The 19,999-nt window shown below is 59.7% G+C and carries 18 protein-coding genes; 7 read left to right on the forward strand and 11 right to left on the reverse strand.

Features of this window, described 5'->3' with window-relative positions; all coding sequences use genetic code 11:
* Positions 1-9 precede the first annotated feature (9 nt).
* Positions 10-1,038 carry an amino acid ABC transporter substrate-binding protein gene (locus tag AAEZ06_RS07800; RefSeq protein ID WP_350613731.1) on the reverse strand — a complete coding sequence of 343 codons (1,029 nt, stop codon included), beginning with the start codon at positions 1,036-1,038 and terminating at the stop codon, positions 10-12.
* A gap of 169 nt (positions 1,039-1,207) precedes the next feature.
* Here AAEZ06_RS07800 and AAEZ06_RS07805 point away from each other — a divergent pair, with 169 nt between their 5' ends.
* From AAEZ06_RS07805 to AAEZ06_RS07830, 6 genes are all read left to right on the forward strand, one after another.
* A complete protein-coding gene (locus AAEZ06_RS07805) occupies positions 1,208-2,098 on the forward strand; it encodes a LysR substrate-binding domain-containing protein (protein WP_178114439.1) in 891 nt (296 codons plus the stop codon).
* Positions 2,099-2,186: 88 nt separating this feature from the next.
* A complete protein-coding gene (locus tag AAEZ06_RS07810; protein WP_149411669.1) occupies positions 2,187-3,437 on the forward strand; it encodes a 2-aminoadipate transaminase in 1,251 nt (416 codons plus the stop codon).
* Between the two features lie 149 nt (positions 3,438-3,586).
* Positions 3,587-4,561 carry an amino acid ABC transporter permease gene (locus tag AAEZ06_RS07815; protein ID WP_149411670.1) on the forward strand — a complete coding sequence of 325 codons (975 nt, stop codon included), beginning with the start codon at positions 3,587-3,589 and terminating at the stop codon, positions 4,559-4,561.
* A gap of 3 nt (positions 4,562-4,564) precedes the next feature.
* Positions 4,565-5,341 (forward strand): amino acid ABC transporter ATP-binding protein, encoded by a 777-nt coding sequence (locus AAEZ06_RS07820; protein ID WP_350613734.1) that lies wholly within the window; start codon positions 4,565-4,567, stop codon positions 5,339-5,341.
* Positions 5,342-5,383: 42 nt separating this feature from the next.
* The gene (locus AAEZ06_RS07825) at positions 5,384-6,214 is read left to right on the forward strand and encodes a transporter substrate-binding domain-containing protein (protein ID WP_350613736.1); all 831 of its coding nucleotides are present in this window, start codon (positions 5,384-5,386) and stop codon (positions 6,212-6,214) included.
* 99 nt (positions 6,215-6,313) lie between these two features.
* Positions 6,314-7,621 (forward strand): NAD(P)/FAD-dependent oxidoreductase, encoded by a 1,308-nt coding sequence (locus AAEZ06_RS07830; protein ID WP_502948025.1) that lies wholly within the window; start codon positions 6,314-6,316, stop codon positions 7,619-7,621.
* Between the two features lie 74 nt (positions 7,622-7,695).
* Here AAEZ06_RS07830 and AAEZ06_RS07835 read toward each other — a convergent pair whose 3' ends face one another.
* Positions 7,696-9,720: a c-type cytochrome gene (locus tag AAEZ06_RS07835; protein WP_350613740.1), complete on the reverse strand. Its 2,025-nt coding sequence runs from the start codon at positions 9,718-9,720 to the stop codon at positions 7,696-7,698.
* 63 nt (positions 9,721-9,783) lie between these two features.
* A complete protein-coding gene (locus AAEZ06_RS07840) occupies positions 9,784-10,008 on the reverse strand; it encodes a hypothetical protein (RefSeq protein ID WP_149411673.1) in 225 nt (74 codons plus the stop codon).
* On the opposite strand from AAEZ06_RS07840, the gene AAEZ06_RS07845 reads away from it, so the two are divergent.
* The gene (locus AAEZ06_RS07845) at positions 10,008-10,712 is read left to right on the forward strand and encodes a hypothetical protein (protein WP_350613742.1); all 705 of its coding nucleotides are present in this window, start codon (positions 10,008-10,010) and stop codon (positions 10,710-10,712) included. The two genes, AAEZ06_RS07840 and AAEZ06_RS07845, sit on opposite strands and share 1 nt — an antisense overlap.
* A 109-nt stretch (positions 10,713-10,821) precedes the next feature.
* Here the strand turns inward: AAEZ06_RS07845 and ptaA are convergent, their stop codons facing one another.
* The 8 genes from ptaA to cyoB form a co-directional block, all read right to left on the reverse strand.
* Positions 10,822-11,913 (reverse strand): pyoverdine biosynthesis transaminase PtaA, encoded by a 1,092-nt coding sequence (gene ptaA / locus AAEZ06_RS07850; RefSeq protein WP_149411675.1) that lies wholly within the window; start codon positions 11,911-11,913, stop codon positions 10,822-10,824.
* A gap of 159 nt (positions 11,914-12,072) precedes the next feature.
* On the reverse strand, positions 12,073-13,515 hold the full coding sequence (locus AAEZ06_RS07855; RefSeq protein ID WP_149411676.1) for a c-type cytochrome: 1,443 nt from the start codon (positions 13,513-13,515) through the stop codon (positions 12,073-12,075).
* Between the two features lie 3 nt (positions 13,516-13,518).
* Positions 13,519-15,108, reverse strand: a complete 1,590-nt coding sequence (locus tag AAEZ06_RS07860; RefSeq protein WP_149411677.1) for a GMC family oxidoreductase — start codon at positions 15,106-15,108, stop codon at positions 13,519-13,521.
* Between the two features lie 14 nt (positions 15,109-15,122).
* Positions 15,123-15,659, reverse strand: coding sequence for a sugar dehydrogenase complex small subunit (locus AAEZ06_RS07865; protein ID WP_256666150.1), 537 nt, complete (start codon positions 15,657-15,659; stop codon positions 15,123-15,125).
* A 447-nt stretch (positions 15,660-16,106) separates the two neighbouring features.
* The gene (cyoE, locus tag AAEZ06_RS07870; protein WP_149411678.1) at positions 16,107-16,994 is read right to left on the reverse strand and encodes a heme o synthase; all 888 of its coding nucleotides are present in this window, start codon (positions 16,992-16,994) and stop codon (positions 16,107-16,109) included.
* 11 nt (positions 16,995-17,005) lie between these two features.
* Entirely contained in the window at positions 17,006-17,350 is a 345-nt protein-coding gene (gene cyoD, locus AAEZ06_RS07875) for a cytochrome o ubiquinol oxidase subunit IV (RefSeq protein ID WP_149411679.1), read from the reverse strand.
* On the reverse strand, positions 17,350-17,976 hold the full coding sequence (locus AAEZ06_RS07880; RefSeq protein ID WP_149411680.1) for a cytochrome o ubiquinol oxidase subunit III: 627 nt from the start codon (positions 17,974-17,976) through the stop codon (positions 17,350-17,352). Before AAEZ06_RS07880 ends, cyoD begins: the two co-directional genes overlap by 1 nt.
* Positions 17,977-17,979: 3 nt before the next feature.
* Positions 17,980-19,998 carry a cytochrome o ubiquinol oxidase subunit I gene (gene cyoB / locus AAEZ06_RS07885; protein ID WP_149411681.1) on the reverse strand — a complete coding sequence of 673 codons (2,019 nt, stop codon included), beginning with the start codon at positions 19,996-19,998 and terminating at the stop codon, positions 17,980-17,982.
* Position 19,999 lies beyond the last annotated feature (1 nt).

Consider the following 19,999-nt stretch of genomic DNA (forward strand, 5'->3'; position numbering starts at 1 on the left):
CCGTTGGCTTTATCGAACCGGCGGCGCGTACTGGATGCCGCCGTTGTTCCACAAGGCATTGAGGCCACGCTTGATCTTCAACACGCTGCCCTGGCCGATGTTGCGTTCGAACACCTCGCCATAGTTGCCCACTTGCTTGACGATCTGCACCACCCAATCCTTGCGCAGCTTCAGGTCCTTGCCGTACTCACCGTCGGCACCCAGCAGGCGGGCAACATCCGGGTTCTTGGTGGTCTTGGCCTGATCTTCGACGTTCTGCGAAGTGATGCCCATTTCTTCGGCATTGAGCATGGCGAACAGCGTCCACTTGACGATGCTGAACCACTCTTCATCGCCCTTGCGCACCAACGGGCCCAAGGGTTCCTTGGAGATCACCTCCGGCAACACGATGAATTCGTCCGGGTGGACCATCTTGATGCGCTGGGCGTACAGGCCCGATTGGTCGGTGGTCAGCACGTCGCAACGACCGGCTTCCAGGCCCTTGGCGCTTTCATCGGCTGTATCAAAGGTGATGGGGGTGTACTTCATGCCGCTGGCGCGGAAGTAGTCGGAGACGTTCAACTCGGTGGTGGTGCCGGCCTGGATGCAAATGGTCGCGCCGTCCAGCTCCTTGGCGTGGGCGACTCCGAGTTTGTTGTTCACCAGAAAACCGATGCCGTCATAGTAGGTGACGCCGGTAAATACCAGGCCCATGCCGGCGTCCCGGGAACTGGTCCAGGTGGTGTTGCGCGAAATCAGGTCGATTTCCCCGGACTGCAGGGCGGTGAAACGCTCCTTGGCGGTCAACTGGCTGAACTTCACTTTCGAGGCATCACCAAACAGTGCGGCGGCGACGGCATGGCAGACGTCAACGTCGATGCCAGTCATCTTGCCCTGAGCGTCCGGCACGCCGAAGCCCGGCAAACCATCGCTGACGCCACACTGGATAAAACCTTTCTTCTGGATCGCGTCCAGGGTTGCGCCCGCGTGCGCAGCGCCCGTCATGCTCAGTACAGCAGCGGCGGTGAGTGCGGCCAAAGTGGTTTTCAGGTTCTTCATGCAAGGCTCTCCCTGTTGATCTTTATTATTCGGCGCCCCAAACCCGCGCCGGTTTATAGTGATTGAAGAGTATCAACGGCTTTACGCCTCGGCCACAAACGACATTCAGGCAAGGGCTCCTTCCGATTTGGAATGAACTCCCCCAAGAGACCCGTCAGGTAATCCCGTGATTTCAAAACGTTTAACCCCTTCGATGACCGCCTTGCAGTGCTTCGAAGCCGCCGCCCGCCACCTCAGCTTCACCCGAGCCGCCGAAGAACTGCACTTGACCCAGAGCGCGGTGAGCAAGCAGGTGGCGCAACTCGAAGAGATGCTCTGCCACAACCTGTTCCAGCGGGTGCGCCAGCGTTTGTACCTGTCGCCAGCGGGCTCGCTGTACCTGGCGCAAGTGCACAAAATCCTCACTCAGGTGGACATTTCCAGTCGCTACATCCTGACCTACGGCGGCGAAACCGAGGTGCTGCGCATCGCCACCCAACCGACCTTCGGTGATCGCTGGCTGGTGCCCAAGCTCAGGGATTTCGCCGCGCTGCACCCTAATATCCACCTGGACATTCGCAACGAGCTGGAGCCCTTCGACGTGCTGCAGGCCAAGGCCGATATCGCGTTTTTCTTCGGCCAGGGTTCGTGGCCTGGGGCGACCTGCATTGAACTGTTTCGCGAAGCCGTGGTGCCAGTGTGTGCGCCAGGCTTTGTCGCCGAAGGTAGCGATGCTTCGTCCCGCCATACCCTGCTGCAATGCACCTCGCGGCCAGAGGCTTGGCACGAATGGTTTCTGGAACAGGGCCTGCATTCGCAAAACAGCTACCACGGGCCGCGTTTCGATACGTTCTACATGTGCATCCGCGCAGCGCAATCGGGGTACGGCGTGGCGTTGGTGCCACAGTATCTGGTGGCCGAGGAATTGGCCCTGGGCAGTTTGATGATCCCGTGGGATTACGCGATGCCCAGTGCCGGCGCGCACTTTATCGCCCATGCCGAACATGCCGGGGAGATTCCCAAGGTGAAGGCATTTCTGGCCTGGATGGTGGGGTACATCACCCCACATCCCGACTTTTAATAATGACTCGGCGACTTTATTTCGTTTGCAGGGCAATGCGTCCCGCGGCTTAGATAAAAGCAAGCACCCCTTGCCGAGTCCGAGATCCATGAGCCGCGAAACCATCAGCCAGTCGATTTCCATCGTCCACCCCATCAGCCTCAGCCATGGCAAAAATGCCGAAGTCTGGGACACCGAGGGCAAGCGCTACATCGACTTTGTCGGCGGTATCGGCGTACTCAACCTGGGCCATTGCCATCCGGCGGTGGTGGAGGCGATTCGCGAGCAAGCGACCAAGCTCATCCACTACGCCTTCAACGCCGCCCCCCACGCGCCCTATATCAAACTGATGGATCGCCTCACCGCCTTCATCCCGGTGGGTTACCCGGTCAGCGGCATGCTTACCAACAGCGGCGCAGAAGCGGCTGAGAACGCACTGAAAATCGTCCGTGGCGCCACCGGCCGCACGGCGGTTATCGCCTTTGATGGCGCTTTCCACGGCCGTACCCTGGCCACTCTCAATCTCAACGGCAAGGTCGCGCCCTACAAACAAAAAGTCGGTGTACTGCCCGGCCCCGTGTACCACCTGCCCTATCCCAGCCAGGACAACGGCGTCACCTGCAGCGATGCGCTGAAGGCTATGGACCGCTTGTTCAGCGTGGAAATCGACGTCGACGACGTGGCCTGTTTCATCATCGAGCCGGTGCAGGGCGAAGCCGGCTTCCTGACCCTCGACGTGGAGTTCGCCCAGGCACTGCGACGCTTGTGCGATGAGAAAAACATCCTGTTGATCGCCGATGAAATCCAGTCCGGCTTTGGTCGCACCGGCCAGCGTTTCGCCTTCTCGCGGCTGGGCATCGAGCCGGACCTGATCCTGCTGGGTAAAAGTATTGCCGGCGGTGTGCCGCTGGGGGCGGTGGTGGGTCGTAAATCGTTGCTCGACACCTTGCCCAAAGGCGGCCTGGGCGGCACCTATTCCGGCAACCCCATCGCCTGCGCGGCGGCATTGGCCACCTTGGACGTGATGACGGATGAACACCTGCACACCTGGGGGGCACAGCAGGAAGAGGCAATTGTCAGCCGGTATCAGTCGTGGCGCGCCAACCAGCTTTCACCCTACCTGGGGCGCCTGACCGGTGTCGGTGCCATGCGCGGTATCGAACTGGCCAACGCCGACGGCACACCGGCCTCCAAACAGTTGAGCCAGTTGCTGGCCCTGTCCCGTGACGCCGGTTTGCTGCTGATGCCCAGCGGCAAATCCCGCCACATCATCCGCCTGCTCGCACCGCTGACCATCGAGGCAAAGGTACTGGAGGAAGGCCTGGATATCCTTGGGGCATGCCTGGCCAGACTGGACTGATTCACTGCTCCCTGAGGCCATCACCAGGATGACCTCAGGGACTGACATAACGAATTATGGTCGCTTGTCGTGGGCAATTTCGCCCGGCAATACTGGTCAACACCCCTTTATCTGACGAGATCATTACCACTGACAAGCCAGAGGCATCCATGTATCACGACAATATAATTTATAAGAAAAAGTCCAACGATCCTCGATTCCTGCTCGGCGTAGCGGTGGTGCTGTTCCTCGGCGCGTACCTGATGAACCTGGGTAACAGCGCCATCAGCCATTTTTTGCAGCCAGTGCTGGGCAACGCTCCAGACAGCCTGGCGGCGCGCAACATCGCCATCGGCCTGGCGATTGCCGTGCTCGGCACACTGAACTTTCATGTCCTCGGGCGCTTGAAACTCAAGGTGCAGACCACCGTGGTCTGGATCGAGTTGCTGATTCTGTTCCTGGCATTCTTCGACACCTTCAACCTCTCCTACAGCTTTATCCTCGACAAGGTCGGTTTCCTGATCATCCAGGGCGCAGCCACCACTTTGTACATCTCCGCCATCGCCATCGTGATTGCCTTCGTCCTGGCCCTTATTGGCGCAGTCGCCAAGCTGTCGAACAACGGCATCGCCAACGCCCTGGCCTCGTTCTACACCTCATTCTTTCGCGGCGTGCCGCTGCTGATCCAGATCTACCTGATTTACCTGGGGTTGCCGCAACTGGGCTATGTGGTCGATGCGGTGCCGGCCGGCATCCTGGCGTTGTCGCTGTGCTACGGCGCCTACATGACCGAGATTTTCCGCGCAGGTATCCAGAGTATTCCGGTGGGCCAGTGGGAAGCTTCGCGCGCCCTGGGCATCAGCCCGTTCAAAACCCTGAGCCGGGTGATCATGCCCCAGGCCTTGCGGGTAATCATCCCGCCCACCGGCAACCAGTTCATCGCCATGCTCAAGGACAGCTCCCTGGTGTCGGTGATCGGCGTCTGGGAACTGATGTACCTGGCCAAGACCCAAGGCCGCGCCGACTTCCGCCACCTGGAAATGCTGATCACCGCCGCGATGATTTACTGGGCGCTGTCGTTCATCCTTGAACGGGTGCAGGCGCGGATCGAAAAACGGGTCAACCGATCCACAGCGAGGGGTTGAGCCATGACCAGTCACGTTCCTATCAGCGAACAAGCGGCAGTCGCCCCGTCGATGATTGCCATCAGCGGCCTGAACAAGTGGTATGGCAATTTCCATGCCTTGCGCGATGTCGACCTGAGTGTCGTCGCCGGCGAAATCCTGGTGGTGTGCGGGCCGTCCGGCTCGGGCAAGTCGACGATGATTCGCTGCATAAATCACCTGGAAAACTTCCAGAAAGGCCAGATCCAGGTCAACGGTATCCACCTCACCAGCGAAGCGGAAAGTGTCAGTGCCGTGCGCCGGGAAATCGGCATGGTGTTCCAGAGTTTCAACCTATTCCCGCACCTCAGCGTGCTGGACAACCTGACCCTGGCCCCGCAACTGGTGCAAGGCGTGTCCTCGGCAGAGGCAAAAAAACGTGCCCAGGTTTACCTCGAACGAGTGCGCATCGCCGAGCATGCCCACAAGTACCCTTCCCAGTTGTCGGGCGGCCAACAGCAACGGGTGGCGATTGCCCGTGCGCTGTGCATGAAACCCAAGGTGATGCTGTTCGACGAGCCCACCTCGGCCCTGGACCCGGAGATGGTCCACGAAGTGCTGGAGGTAATGGGCGAGTTGGCCACCGATGGCATGACCATGATCTGCGTGACCCACGAGATGGGCTTTGCCAGCAAGGTCGCCGACCGCGTGCTGTTTATGGATCAGGGCCAGGTCATCGAACAAGCCACCCCCGCCGAGTTTTTCAACAACCCCCAGACCGAGCGAGCGCAGAAATTTCTCTCGCAAATCATCGGTCACTGAGTGCCGCTTTACCCATAACAATAACCAGACGTGGAGATGGACATGCTCAGCAAACAACGCGTAATCACCCTGGCCGCAACCCTGTCGCTGCTGTTCGTCGGCACGGCCAACGCCGGTGCCGTCCTCGACAAAATCCAAAGCAGCAAAACCATGACCGTGGCGACGTCGGCCATCTGGCCACCCCAGGGTTTTATCAACGACAAGAATGAGATCGACGGTTTCGACATCGACGTCTCCAAGGAGATCGCCAAGCGCCTGGGGGTTGAGGTCAAGTTCATCACCCCAGACTGGGACGTGATCACTGCCGGCAAGTGGAACGGGCGCTGGGACATGTCGGTGGGTTCCATGACCGCCACCAAAAGCCGCGCGCGGATTCTCGACTTCCCGGCCACTTACTACTACGTGCCCTATGTATTCGCGGTGCACAACAAATCGACCGTCACCGACCGCAAGGCCCTCAACGGCAAGAAGATTGGCGTGGAAGGCGGCACCACCTCCGAGGACTGCCTGAACCAGGCGCTGGCGATCGAAACCAGCGACATCCCGCCCGCCTCCTGCGACATCAAGGCCGGCGAACTGCGCACTTACGCCGGCTCCCTGGCGCCTCTGGACGACCTGCGTTTGGGGGACGGTGTGCGTCTGGACGCGATCCTCACCCAGCGCAGCACCCTGGAAGCAGCCATCAAGAAAAACTACCCGCTCAAGGCTATCGACGGCGTGGTGTTCTACGAGCCGCTGGCGATTGCCACCGACAAGGGTGACCCGGAGCTTACTGCCAAGCTCGCCGAAGTCATTGGGGCGATGCATACGGACGGCACACTGACCAAGCTGTCGACCAAGTGGTATGGCGTCGATTACTCCACCGTCAAATAACACCTGCCGAACCCCTGTGGCGAGCGGGCGGTTGTTGTGGCGAGCGGGCAAGCCCGCTCGCCACAGAGATCGGTGTTCACAGAAAGAGACTTTCAAGGATTGGCCATGCCCACCACCTGGTATTCACAAACCTCGCTCCCACGCACCACCCGCCCCAGCCTGGGCGCCGATGAAACCTGCGACGTGTGCATCATTGGCGCCGGTATCGCCGGGCTCACCGCTGCGCTGGAGCTGACCCGGCGCGGTAAACGAGTGATCCTTCTCGACGCCCATCACATCGCCTGGGGCGCGTCCGGGCGCAATGGTGGTGTGGTCTCGCCGGGCTGGGCCGAAGGTTCGGCGGCGATCGGCAAAAAACTCGGGCTGCAACAAGCCAAAGCCTTGTTCAACCTCTCGGTGGAAGGCGTCGAGATCGTGCGCGACAACATCGCCAACCTGGCGCTCCCCGGTTGCGATCCTGCGCCCGGCACCATTCGAGTCAAGCGCTACGACGACAGCGCGGGCGTGAAAAACCATATCGAAAGCATGCGTCGGGATTTCAACTACGAACTCAACTACCTCGACACCCGCCAGGTGCGTGAACGGGCCCACACCCAACGTTATTTCCAGGGCATTGAAGACCCCAAGGCCCTGCATTTTCATCCGTTGAATTATTGCCTGGGCCTGGCCCAAGCTATCGAAACAGCCGGCGGGCGCATCTTCGAACAATCAAAAATGCTCGCCTGGCACCGCGAAGGCAGCGACCGCATCGTGCAGACCGCCGAGGGCACGGTGTGCTGCAAGGACCTGGTGTTCTGCGCCGGCGGCTACGGCGGCCCGGAGTTGCAAAAACTCAACCGCGCCTACCTGCCCATCGCCACCTATGTGGTGCTGACGGAGCACTTGGGCGACAGCATCAAAAACGTCCTCGACTCCAGCGCCGCGTTCTCCGACGACCGGCGCGCCTCGGACTATTACCGCGTCGTCGAAGGCGACCGCCTGCTGTGGGGCGGGCGTATTACCACCCGCAACGAACAGAACGAAAAAGCCCTGGCGACCATGCTCAAGGCCGACATGGTCTCGGTTTATCCACAATTGGCAGCGGTAAAGATCGAACTGGCCTGGTCAGGCCTGATGGGCTACGCCACCCACAAAATGCCCAACCTGGGGCTGCTGGAACCCGGTGTGTGGGCCTGCACCTCGTTTGGTGGCCATGGCCTGAACACCGGCTCCATCGGCGGGCGAGTGATCGCCGAAGCAGTGTGCGGCGAAAGCACCCGCCATGAGCTGTTCAAACCCTACCTGCTGGACTGGAACGGCGGGCCGTTTGGGCTGCTCGCGGCGAATGCCATCTACCGGTCGTTGAAGGTGATGGATTTTGTGCAGGAGAAGTTGCGCAATGCCTCGCAGCCGCTCAGCAAGGAATGATATTTGGCCTACGAAGCAGCCCCACATTTAATCGTCACCGATTTGTGCAAGGCGCTCGCCTTAAGTAAAAGCCTCTAGTACCTCGCATCCACCGGCTTGCCGCCGTTCGGCCAGTCTTTCACCTTGTCCGGGAAGTCCGGGCGCGGTTGGCCGGAGAAGTACGCCGCGACATCCACCGCTTCCTGATCCGACAAACCGCCCTGCCCCAACGGGAATTTCTCGTGGAAGCCAATCGGCATGTTGCGTTTGACGAACGCCGCCGCGGTGTAAGTGCGGGCCATGCCGGCGCCGATGTTGAAGGATTGATCACCCCACAATGGCGGGTACACCAAGGTGCCGTCGGCACGGGCCAGGCCTTCGCCGTTATCGCCGTGGCATACCGCGCATTGCTTGGCGTAGACCTGCTTGCCATTGGCCAGGTCCGGTTTGATGGCCGGGTCAATCTTGCCGACGCCGCGCCCGGCGACTTTGTCTTCGGGGCGGGTGTTGTTTTTCATCCAGTCAAAGTAGGCAACCATCGCCTGCATATCCGCCGATTGCGGCGGCACGGGCTTGCCATTCATCGAGCGGCGCAAGCAGCCATTGATGCGCTCTTCCAGGCTCACCACCTTACCGGCACGCGGCGCGTAGCCGGGGAAAAACGCCGAGACGCCGACAAAGGGCGAACCGTCCGCCACGGTGCCGACGTTGAGATGGCAACTGGTGCAGTTCAGCGAGTTACCGACGTTGTCCGGCAGCAGCTCCTTGGTTTGCAGGTGCAGGCGCATGCCTCGCACCACTTGGTCGGCGTTCGGCGCCGCCAGCAGGGTGGCCAGGCGCGGGGTTTCAAAGGTCGAGGAATCGGTGCTGACCGGGTTAAGTTGGTCGCGCATTGTCTTGACCTGGGCGGCGCTGATCAGCGAGCCCTCGTTACCCCAGCGGGTGCGCACGAAGCTGAGGATTTCAGCGATTTCCTCGTCGGCCAAACGGGCAAAACCCGGCATGGTGTAGACCCGTGGATGGGTCGCGGTTTCAGCCGTTTCCCAACCGGTAAGAGTGATGTGCAACAGCGAGGTCGGGTTGCTGGAGGCCACGCTCGGGTTGCCGGCCAGGGGCGGGAACAAGCCCTTCACACCGCCGCCGTCACTGCGGTGGCAATCACTGCAAAACTGCATGTAGCCCAGGCCACCGCGACTGGTGAACAGGTCTTGGGGCGGTACGGCGGGCGCCTGCGCTACGGTAGGCATCGGCAGGTCGTCTTTGCCCGGTGGCAGAGATTTGAGGTAGGTAGCAATTGCCGTCAGGTCAGCGTCGCTGAAATGCTGGGTGCTGTGGTGAATCACATCGGCCATGTTGCCGGAGACGGTAGCAAAGCGGTTCTGCCCGGTCTTGAGCAGTTGCACAGTGTCTTCCACGGTCCACAGGTTGCGCAGGCTTAGGGCACGCCAATGCTCGACGGTTTCCCCGGCCAGGTAATGCTGGCCGCTGCGGCCGGCATCGCTCATGGCTTTTTCCTGGAAGGCGATGCCGCGCGGAGTGTGGCACGAGCCGCAATGCCCCAGGCCCTGGACCAGGTAGGCGCCACGGTTAAGCACTTCATCCTGGGCCGGATTGGCTTCAAACGGCTGGCTGTCGAGAAAGACCAAATTCCACAACGCCAGGCCCCAGCGCTGGTTGAACGGGAAGCCCATCTCGGCGTCCAGGTTGGCCTGGCGCACCGGTTTCACGTCCTGCATCAGGTAGGCGAACAAGGCGCGCATGTCACCTTCGCTCATCTTCGCGTAGGACGGGTATGGCATTGCCGGGTACAGGTTCATGCCGGCCGGGGTCACGCCTTCGCGCATGACCCGGTCGAATTGTTCGAAAGAATATTGACCGATCCCGGTCTCGCGGTCCGGGGTGATATTGCTGGAGTAAATCGTGCCCATCGGCGTGCTCAGCTCCAGACCGCCGGCCATCACCGCACCTTGTTTGGCGGTGTGGCAGGCGATGCAGTCGCCCAGTTGCGCGACGTATTTGCCGTGTTCGATCAGAGCGGTATCAGGTTCGTTGGCGTATAGGGGAAGAGCCAGACAAAACGTCGCCCCCATCAGGGCCAGACGTGAGAGGGAAAGGGCCATCGCATTATTCCTTTAATAACCTGGCCTGGGGGTTTGCCCCTGGGTACAGGTCTGCAATCGTTTTTATGAGGTCATCAGGCCGATAACCGGGGCATGGTCAGCCCCAGCTTTGTTGTAGCGGATTTTTCGAGGAAGCCCTTTGATGTGGATCAGGGCCGAGAGAAAGGATAAAAATCCTGATGTGCCGCTTTTTCCCTTCAGCATCCTGCCTTGACCTGATCCCCCTCCCCCCTGAAAATGCCCGACGTTTTTCCCGTCTCCCCGTTTACTGAAGTAGTGAAATTTCAATGTCTGATTCCCGTACCGAAGAATCCGTAGTCACCTTGCAGTCCAAAGCTGAATACGAAAACGCCATCAATCTTTCACAGCACCTGCCGGCAGCCAAGAGCATCAGTGAAATGGTGCTGGACGCGTTCCACACCTCCAAGGAAAGCGACCAGATCCGCGAGTTGCGCGTTGCCATCCGTCAGGCTCAAGATGCCTTCGACGATGACAAGGCCTACGACCTGATGGGTGAACTCAAGCAGCTCAAGGATGCCGAGGCCGCCGACAACGCCGCCCTGGAAGACCTGAACAGTAAGTTTTCCATCAGCCGCATCCTGTCCAGCTTCAAGGACGACCCCGAGTTTCAGGAGCTGGTCTACGGCCTGGCCCTCAAGGTGCTGAACCAGACCCACCAGGCCATCAGTAACCCGAGCGCCGGCAAAGGCAAAGCCGCACGGGCGAAGAAGGAAGTCGAAGTGTTCGCCATCAGCAAGGACGGCATCAGCGTCACCTTGCCACTGCGCTCGCCGCGCTCCAAGCCGAATGTCGACCGCGAGGCGTTTGAGTTCCTGGGGTTCACCTTTGTCGGTGAAGGCGATGAAGCAGAGCTGGACGTTGAGACCTTTGTGGATAACGCCGGTGCCGAGCAGCCATTGACCCGTAAAAGTATCATCACCGCGCTGCAGCAGCAGACGGCGTTTGATGGGTACAGCATCGCCGCGCAGTAACTCCGGGCCTGCTCCCATGGAGCAAGCTTGCTCGCGAAAAACGTCAACGATAACGCAGCGTGCCTGGTTTAACGCGGCGTTCTCAGGTTTTTCGCGAGCAAGCTCGCGCCTACAAAAAACTCACCTGCGCCGCAAACGCTTCCCGAAATCGCTGCATCTCACCGGCGTTGCCCACGGTCACCCGCACCCAATTCGGCCAGGTGCTAAAGACCCGGCCAATCATGACGTTTTGCGCGGACAGCCGCTCGATGACCTGCTCAGCTGGGCGACCCACGTCGATCATGAAGCAATTGCTGTGGGACGCCGTGCACGTGAATCCTCGAGCCTTCAGCCAGGCCACGGTCTCATCGCGCACAAGGGTGTTGAGCGCCTTGCGTTCGGGCACCAACGAGGGTTCTTCGAGGCTGGCACGGCCGCCCAGTAGGCTGGAGGCCGCCGGGACGTTGTGGCCGCCAAAAGCTTCCAACTGCTCCAGCAGCACCGGCTGCCCAAGCGCCAGGCCCAGGCGCGCACCGGCCATGCCGTAGATTTTCGAGAAGGTGCGCAGCACCAGCAGATCGTCGTGGTCCTTGACCCAGGACACACAGCTGGGCGCGTCGCAGAAATCGATGTAAGCCTCGTCCACCACCAGGATGCTGCCCTTGGGTTTGCTCGCCAACGCGTGCTCGATGGCCTTGGTCGGCGTCAGTGTGCCGGTGGGATTGTTGGGGTTGCAGAGGTAGATCACACCGGGCTTCGGGTCGGCGGCGAGCATGCCGGGAATGTCATGGGCATGGTCGGCCGTCAGCGGCACTTCATGGACCGGTGCCTTGCGCGCTTCGGCAGCCTGGCGCGGTACTTCATAGGAAGGCGTCGCCATCACCACGCCGCGGGTTTCGCTGGTAAACGCCAGTACCGCGTAGCGCAAAGCAGCCATGGACCCGGCACAAACCATCACGTGCTCGTCTAAAATACCGTGCTGATTGGCAAACACTTCGGCCAACGCGTACAGATCCTTGTAGGGATAACGACCCGACGCACCAACCCCAAGCTGCATCGCCGCGCGCGCGGCCGGCGATGGGCCATAGGGGCTTTCGTTGTAGTTGAGCAGCACCTTGTCGGACGTCGGGACCGGTGGGCTCGCCAAGGCCCAATCCAGCCGCCCCAGCAACGGCAGGGCCGCGCCCAGCGCGATCAGTGAACGACGACTCACGTTGACCATGGTGACTACTCCTTGCCAGCTCGCGGGTTCAGGTGCGCGATTCACAACAGCTTATACAGTTGGGTATGACGAGAAAAAAGCCGGGGGATTTACCCAGTCAACAAAAAGCCCCGCTCTTCATACAGAAGGCGGGGCTTTTTTCCAGCCTTGAATTTCAGCTCACTTGGAATGAAAACGCCGATTCAAGGCGATCCGCTTGGCTTCCACATCCCGCAGGTGTTTGCGGTGACGCTGCCACAGCACCAGCGCAATGATCAGCAGCAACACCACCCACCCACCGCCCCACAACAGATAGGGCATGGCCGTGATCAACAACGGCGCATCCCCACCGCGACGCAGGCTCGCCACTTCATCGTAACTGACGCTCAGCGCCGGGTTGCCGAAGGTTTGCAGGCTGTAGTTGGCGATAGCGGCAATTTGCGCATCGTTCAGGTCGCCGCCCAATGCGGGCATGCTAACCGCGGCATCGGCGCCTTTGCGGTCGATACCCGCGATGATCGCCATCACCAGGTTGTTGGCCTGGTTGCCGTTCAGTGCGTTGTTGAGGCTTAGGGACGGATAGAACGTGTCAGCCGTGCCCTGGCCATCGCGGCCGTGGCAACTGGAGCAGGCCGAGTTGTAGAGACGCGCGCCATCCAGGCTACTGGCATCGGACAGTGACGCTTGATCGCCCTGGCCGGTTTCCAGGGTGCTCATGTCTACTGGCTTGACCTCACGAACCACGCGCTCACTCTGCTGCGGATCGCGGATCGGCGGGACCGTGTGCAGGTAGGCGGCCATGGCGTGCAGGTCGCTGTCGCTGAGGTAGCGGAAACTGTTTTCCACCGCCTCGGCCATGCCACCGCCTGCCTGGACCTTGTCGGCCAGGTGGCCGTTTTTCAGGAAGTCGACCAGGTCATCCTCGCTCCAGTCACCCAGGCCGCTGACATTGTCCGAGGTGATATTGGGCGCAACCCAACCCCCCAGTTTCGCCCCGCCCAGGTATTGGCTGTTGTCCTCGGCCATCAAGACGTTGCGCGGGGTGTGGCAGGCGCCGCAGTGAGCCAGGTTGTCCACCAGGTATTGGCCACGGTTGACCTGTTCGGTGGCGCCGGGCTTGGGCACAAAACCCTGGCTATCGAGGAGCACCAGGTTCCAGCCGAACATCAACTGGCGGATGTTGAAGGGAAATGCCAGTCGCGTTTCCGGCACCGGCTGGTCCACCGGTTTCACGCCCTGTTGCAGGTACACGTACAAGGCATGGATGTCTTGCTCGCTCATGCCCTGATACGAGGTGTAAGGCATCGCCGGGTACAGGTGCTGGCCCTTGGCGTTGACGCCTTTGCGCAAGGCATCGGCCAGTTGCTGCTCGGTGTAGTTACCGATCCCGTAGGTCTTGGACGGAGTGATGTTGCTGGAGATGATCTTGCCCATGGGCGAGTCGATCACATAGCCGCCGGCCAACGGCGCGCCGCCATTTTCGGCGGTGCGGTGACAGGCCTCGCAGTCTCCAGCACGGGCGACATAGGCGCCCTGCTGGATCAGCGCGGCATTATCTTCAGCGGCAAATGCCGGCAACGCGGCCAGTAGCAGTGCCAACAGGGGAAGCTTCAGTAAACCCATGACCTAGACCTCCCGCGCAATGATGTCGGCCATGCGAATACTCAGCGCCACGCCAGCCAGGGTCGGGTTAATGGTGCCAGACGCCGGGATCACCCCGGTGGTGGCGAGGAACAGGTTGGCGTGGTCGTGGGTGCGGCACTCGTGGTTGACCACCGAGTCCTTGGGATTGGCGCCCATGATCACGGTACCCATCAGATGGTCGCGGTTCTGGTAGCCGGTATTGTTTTCCACCACTTTGCCGCCCATCAGCTGCACAAAGTGCGCGTAGTCCTCGTCGACGCCGGCCTTGGCCGCCTTGACGTAATCGCCCACCTCGTAATTGACCACCAGCATCGGAATGCCCAGGGCGTCCTTGCGGGTGCGGCTCGGGCGCACTGTATTGGTCTGCAATGGCAGGGTTTCATAGACAGTGGACACATCGACCCAACGCGCCGCGTCGTGGCGGATGCGTTCGTCCAATTCCTTGCCGTAGACGCCCTCGGCAATCAGCCTTTTGGCCACGGCGATGTTCGGCACGTTGTTGGAGATCGAGTGTTTGACCGAGGCCCGTTCCTTGCGGAACTCACCGTCGCGGCGATTGAAAATCCCGCCTTGCTGTACCGCCCCGCGTCCTGGCCACAAGGGCTCATCCGCCAAAAACTGCAGGCCCTGGCCGGTGTGGTCCATCAGGTTGCGACCGACCTGGTCGGACGAGTTGGCGACGTCGGAAATCAGCAGCAGCTTGGGGGTTTCCAGGCCATGGGCAGCGACCACGAAGTACTTGGCGGTGAGTCGCACATCGGCGCCGGTGGAGCTGCGGTAGTGGATGGCAACGATCTTGTCGTCCGCACCTTTTTCCAGCTTGTAGGCCGTGGCGTCCGTGATCAGCTTGGCGCCGGCCTGCTGCGCGTGGCGAGCGTGGACGTCGCCACTGTACATGGCACCGATGGGGCAGACCGGCATGCAATTGTTATTGCCGCTGCACGCTGGGCGCCCGTCGTAGGGTTCAGTGGCTCGGCCATTGGGCTCATGGATAAAGTGATAACCGGCCGGGGCCATGCGCTCGCGCAGGCGCTGGAACAGGTAGGTATCGCCTTCCGGAGCCATCGGATAAGGGCTGGAGCGCGGAGGGAAAGCGCCGCCGCCCTGCCCGCTCTGATCCTGGGTGTCATTGCCGCACACGCCCAGGGCAATTTCCGCCCGCACGTAATAGGGTTCCAACTCGCTGTACTCCAGCGGCCAGTCGCGACCTACGCCATACAGGGTGTTGAGCTTCATATCGTTAGGCAGATAACGCCAGCACGCTGCCGCCCAGTGCCAAGTGGTACCGCCCACCAGTTTCAACATGCCTGGACGAAACTCGAAAGAACCGGTGTTCTCGATGTATTGCTCATCATAAGAATGATGGGCCCAGGGTTCATTGGGATAGGGCGAGTTGTAATTGCCCTTGTTCGAGGAATTACGGAAGTTCTCAACTATCTTCCAGCGAGGAATATGTTCACCCGCTTCCAGAATAATCACTGACTTGCCGAGTTTGGCTAATTCAAACGCCGCGTTGCTGCCTAAAGCGCCGGAGCCAACCACAATGACATCGGCGTCATAATCCTGATTCATAAAAGTGCCTTGTCTTAGTCGTTGGCCAGCGTGGCCGGAGGATTAACCCAGTAATTGGTTTTTCCTCGGGAGTACGTCGGGATCACTGTGGCGTCCGTGGTTGGCTCGTAGGCCAGGGCCCCGGTGAACGTGACCAGGCGCGTGCCGTCAGTAGCGCGCAGGGAGACCGGTGTGCCGGTGTAACCCAGGTACCAGGCCGAGACGATTTTTTGCACGGTGTCTTTCATTACCGAGTCACGGTAGAACGGGCTGCCGGACAACTGGCTGACGCTGCGCAAGTGATGCTGGCCGACCTTGCTCCACAAGGCTTTCATCTTGTCCGGGAACTGTGGGTCGCTCTGCGTGCACTGGGCCAGGATGCGCAAGGACAATGTGGCATCCAGGGTCTGGCGTTCGAGGAGGAACATCGACAATTGGCGCAAGGATTCAATATCGTCGCTGGCAGCGCTGTTGACGTCCTGCGCCAGCGCAGAGCTCGCCCACAGTGGGGCGAACAGGCCGGCACCGGTCAAGGCCGCGCCTGAATATAGGAGTTTTCTTCGGGTTATCACGGGGATATCTCCTCATGAGTCGAGCAACTATCGGCGCAGGGCCAATTTCGACTTCACGGCAAAAGGCTGAGTACTTCGTTCACTGAAGTTGAACGGACTTTAAGAGCCCTTTTTATAACTGCCAAGAGAACGCCAAGCTGTCGTGCAGCTTGTTAATAATAGGAATGGAGAATAGCGCTAACGTTTAGAACGGTGGGTTAAACACCGTACAGCAATTTTTCCGGTAACAACATGAAACATCCCGGTAGCTAGTAATTTATCGAGCCAGATAGGAACGATTGTTATATGGGGTTTATGAGCTTCAACATACGGTATTGCAGATTGGTTAAGCGGGACTGGAGCCTGGAGTGCATATCCGTTATGCGCAGCAATGGATATGTACACCCCCCACCCAATAAAAAGCCCCGATCTTCTCTCAAAGGCGGGGCTTTTTCACAGCAATACCACTCAGTGCGCGTAAGTCAGCAACAACTCTTTAGGCACCTGAAAATCCAGGGACATCATCACGCTCAACGCAGTGATGGTAAAGATCGAGAAGACGAACAGCTTGCGCGCCCAGACGGTGTCGTCCACCGCCTTGTAGCCGGTCCAGGCCATGTACAACCAGTACATGCCCATCGCGGCGGCCACGGCGAGGTAGCTCATGCCGGCGTAGCCACTGAAGGTCAACATCAAGGTCGCCACGAGGAAGGCCAGGATGTAGAGCAGGATGTGTTTCTTCGCTACGCGGATGCCACGCTTGACCGGCAATACCGGAATCGAGGCCGCCCGGTAGTCGTTGAAGCGGAAGATCGCGATGGCATAAGAGTGCGGCATCTGCCACAGGCTGAACATCACCAGCAGCACCAGCGCGGCCATGTCGAAGCTATTGGTCACAGCCACATAACCAATCACCGGCGGCATCGCCCCCGACAGACTGCCCACCAGCGTGCCGTGAACCGACTTGCGCTTGAAGTACAGGCTGTAGAAGCCGACGTAGATGACAAAGCCGATCACGGCAAACAGCGCCGCCAGCGGATTGGCCACCGTGGACAACAACACCACACCGGCAATGCCCAGGACGGTCGCGAAGATCAGTGCCAGTTTCAGGGAGATAAGGCCCTGGACCAGCACGCGATTCTTGGTGCGTTCCATCTTCAGGTCGATGTCGCGGTCGATGCAGTTGTTGAACACGCAACCGGATGCAACCACCAGGGAGGTGCCGATCATTGCCGCCAGGAAAATGGCCAGATCGACATGCCCCTTGGAGGCCAGGAAAAAGCCGCCTGCCACAGAAAGCACGTTACCGAAAATGATCCCCGGTTTGGTGATTTGGATAAAGTGCTTAAGCGACATCGGGTCTTACCTCACTTCGCCATCATGTAGGTGTGGATGCTGAACATGATCCACAACGACAGGCCAACCAGCAGGACGATCACCATGGCTGCGAAGACAAACGCAATCACGTTGCTACGCTGGGCCTCGGAACGGTCCAGGTGCAGGAAGTACACCAGGTGAACCACAACCTGAATCACCGCAAATGCCAGGACGATCATCAGGGTTATGGATTTCGGCAGGGTTGGGTACATCACCAGGCCGAACGGGATGATCGTCAGGATCACCGACAGGATGAAGCCAATGGTGTACGACTTTACGCTGCCGTGGCCAGCATCATGGCTGTTCTGGGCATCATGAGAGTGAGCATTAGCCATTACAGAGCCCCCATCAGGTAGACAACGGTGAAGACGCAGATCCAGACCACGTCCAGGAAGTGCCAGAACAGGCTCAGGCAGGTCAGGCGGGTCTTATTGGTGGTGGTCAGGCCGTTTTTCTGCACCTGATACATCATGATCGCCATCCAGATCAGACCGCTGGTCACGTGCAGACCGTGGGTACCGACCAGGGTGAAGAACGCGGACAGGAAGCCTGAGCGGCTAGGGCCGTAGCCTTCGGAGATCAGCAGGTGGAACTCGTTGATCTCCATGCCGATGAAGCCCAGGCCGAGCAGGAAGGTCAGGCCCAGCCAGACCAGGACCTGCTTCTTGTTGCCCCGGAAGAACGCCAGCATGGCGAAGCCGTAGGTGATCGAGCTGAACAACAGCAAGGCGGTTTCGCCCAGCACGTAAGGCAGTTCGAAGATGTCGTGGCCCGACGGGCCACCCGCTACGTTGTTTACCAGTACCGCGTACACCGCGAAGATCGACGCAAACAAAATGCAGTCGGTCATCAGGTAGAGCCAGAAACCAAAGACGGTTGTCTCGCTCGAATCGTGGTGGTGGTCATCATGCCCATGGTCATCGACATGGGCGTGTCCAGCATTGGTCACTAAGTTCGACATGATTTAAGCCTGTTCCAGCGAGGTTTCAACACGGTTGGCCGGGATCTTCTTCTCGGCTACCAGGCGAGCGTGCTGCTCGGCTTCGATGCGTTCGATCACCTCGACCGGCACCATGTAGCCTTGATCATCACGGGCAGCGTGGATCACGAAGTAGCCAATGGTTGCGACCAGGCTAATGATCGCCAGCCACCAGATGTGCCAGATCATCGCGAAACCAAACACCGTCAACAGTGCGCCCATGACCACACCGGTCGCGGTGTTGTTAGGCATGTGGATCGGCTCGTAGCGAGCAGGTTTCTGGTATGCGGTACCGTCTTCCTTGGCTTCGGTGAACGGGTCGATGCCTTCAGCTTTCGGCAGCACGGCGAAGTTGTAGAACGGCGGTGGCGACGAGGTCGACCATTCCAGGGTGTGGCCGTTCCATGGATCGCCGGAGTCGCAGGCGTTCTGCTTGCGGTCACGGATACTGACATACAGCTGGATCAACTGGCAGGCGATACCAAAAGCGATCATCACCGCACCGAACATGGCGACGTACAGGTACGGCACCCAATCAGGGTTGGTGGTGGCGTTCAGACGACGAGTCATGCCCATGAAGCCCAGTGCATAGAGCGGCATGAATGCGACGAAGAAGCCGGTGATCCAGAACCAGAATGCAGCCTTGCCCCAACCTTCGTGCAGCGTGAAGCCGAACGCTTTCGGGAAGTAGTAGCTGAAACCAGCGATGTAACCGAATACAGCACCGCCGATGATCACGTTGTGGAAGTGAGCGATCACGAACAGGCTGTTGTGCAGCACGAAGTCAGCACCCGGGATGGCCAGCAGTACGCCGGTCATGCCGCCGATGGCGAAGGTCACCATAAAGCCCAGGGTCCACAGAACCTGGCTGGTGATACGCAAACGGCCGTGATAAATGGTGAATAGCCAGTTAAATAGCTTCACCCCCGTCGGGATCGAAATCAGCATCGTCGCCAGGCCGAAGAAGGCGTTGACGCTTGCCCCCGAACCCATGGTGAAGAAGTGGTGCAGCCAAACCATGAAGCCCAGTACCGAGATCGCGCCAGAGGCGTAGATCATCGAGTGGTGGCCGAACAGACGCTTGCCGGAGAAGGTCGAGATGACTTCGGAGAAGATCCCGAACGCCGGCAGAATCAGGATGTACACCTCGGGGTGACCCCAGGCCCAGAACAGGTTGACGTACATCATTGGATTGCCACCAAGTTCATTGGTGAAAATGTGGAAATCCATGTAACGGTCAAGCGTCAGCAGTGCCAGGGTAGCGGTGAGGATCGGGAACGAAGCCACGATCAACACGTTGGCCCAGGTGCAGGTCCAGGTGAAGATCGGCATGTCCATCAGCTTCATGCCAGGGGTACGCATTTTCAAGACGGTGGCCAGGAAGTTGACCCCCGTCAGTGTCGTCCCAAGTCCTGATAGCTGTAGCGCCCAGATGTAGTAGTCCATCCCCACGCCCGGACTGTATTGCAGCCCCGACAACGGCGGATAGGCAACCCAACCGGTCTTGGCGAATTCGCCGACGCCCAGGGACAAGTTGACCAGTACCACGCCGGATACCAGCAGCCAGAAGCTCAGGGAGTTCAGGAACGGGTAGGCAACGTCACGGGCACCAATCTGCAGCGGCACTGCCAGGTTCATCAGGCCGGTGAAGAATGGCATCGCCATGAAGATGATCATGATCACACCGTGGGCGGTGAAGATCTGGTCATAGTGTTCAGGCGGCAGGTAGCCAGGCGAACCCTCGGTGGCCATGGCCAGCTGGGTACGCATCATGATGGCGTCGGCAAAACCGCGCAGCAGCATGACCATGGCGACGATGATGTACATCACGCCGATTTTCTTGTGGTCGACCGACGTCAGCCACTCGGTCCACAAATAGGTCCACTTCTTGAAGTAGGTGAGTGCCGCAAACAGCGCCAGACCACCCAGCGCGATCATGGCAATGGTCACCATCACAATCGGCTCGTGGAACGGGACCGCTTCCCAACTTAATTTACCAAACATT

It is taken from the genome of Pseudomonas sp. HY7a-MNA-CIBAN-0227 (assembly GCF_040310325.1).
Taxonomy (GTDB): Bacteria; Pseudomonadota; Gammaproteobacteria; order Pseudomonadales; family Pseudomonadaceae; genus Aquipseudomonas.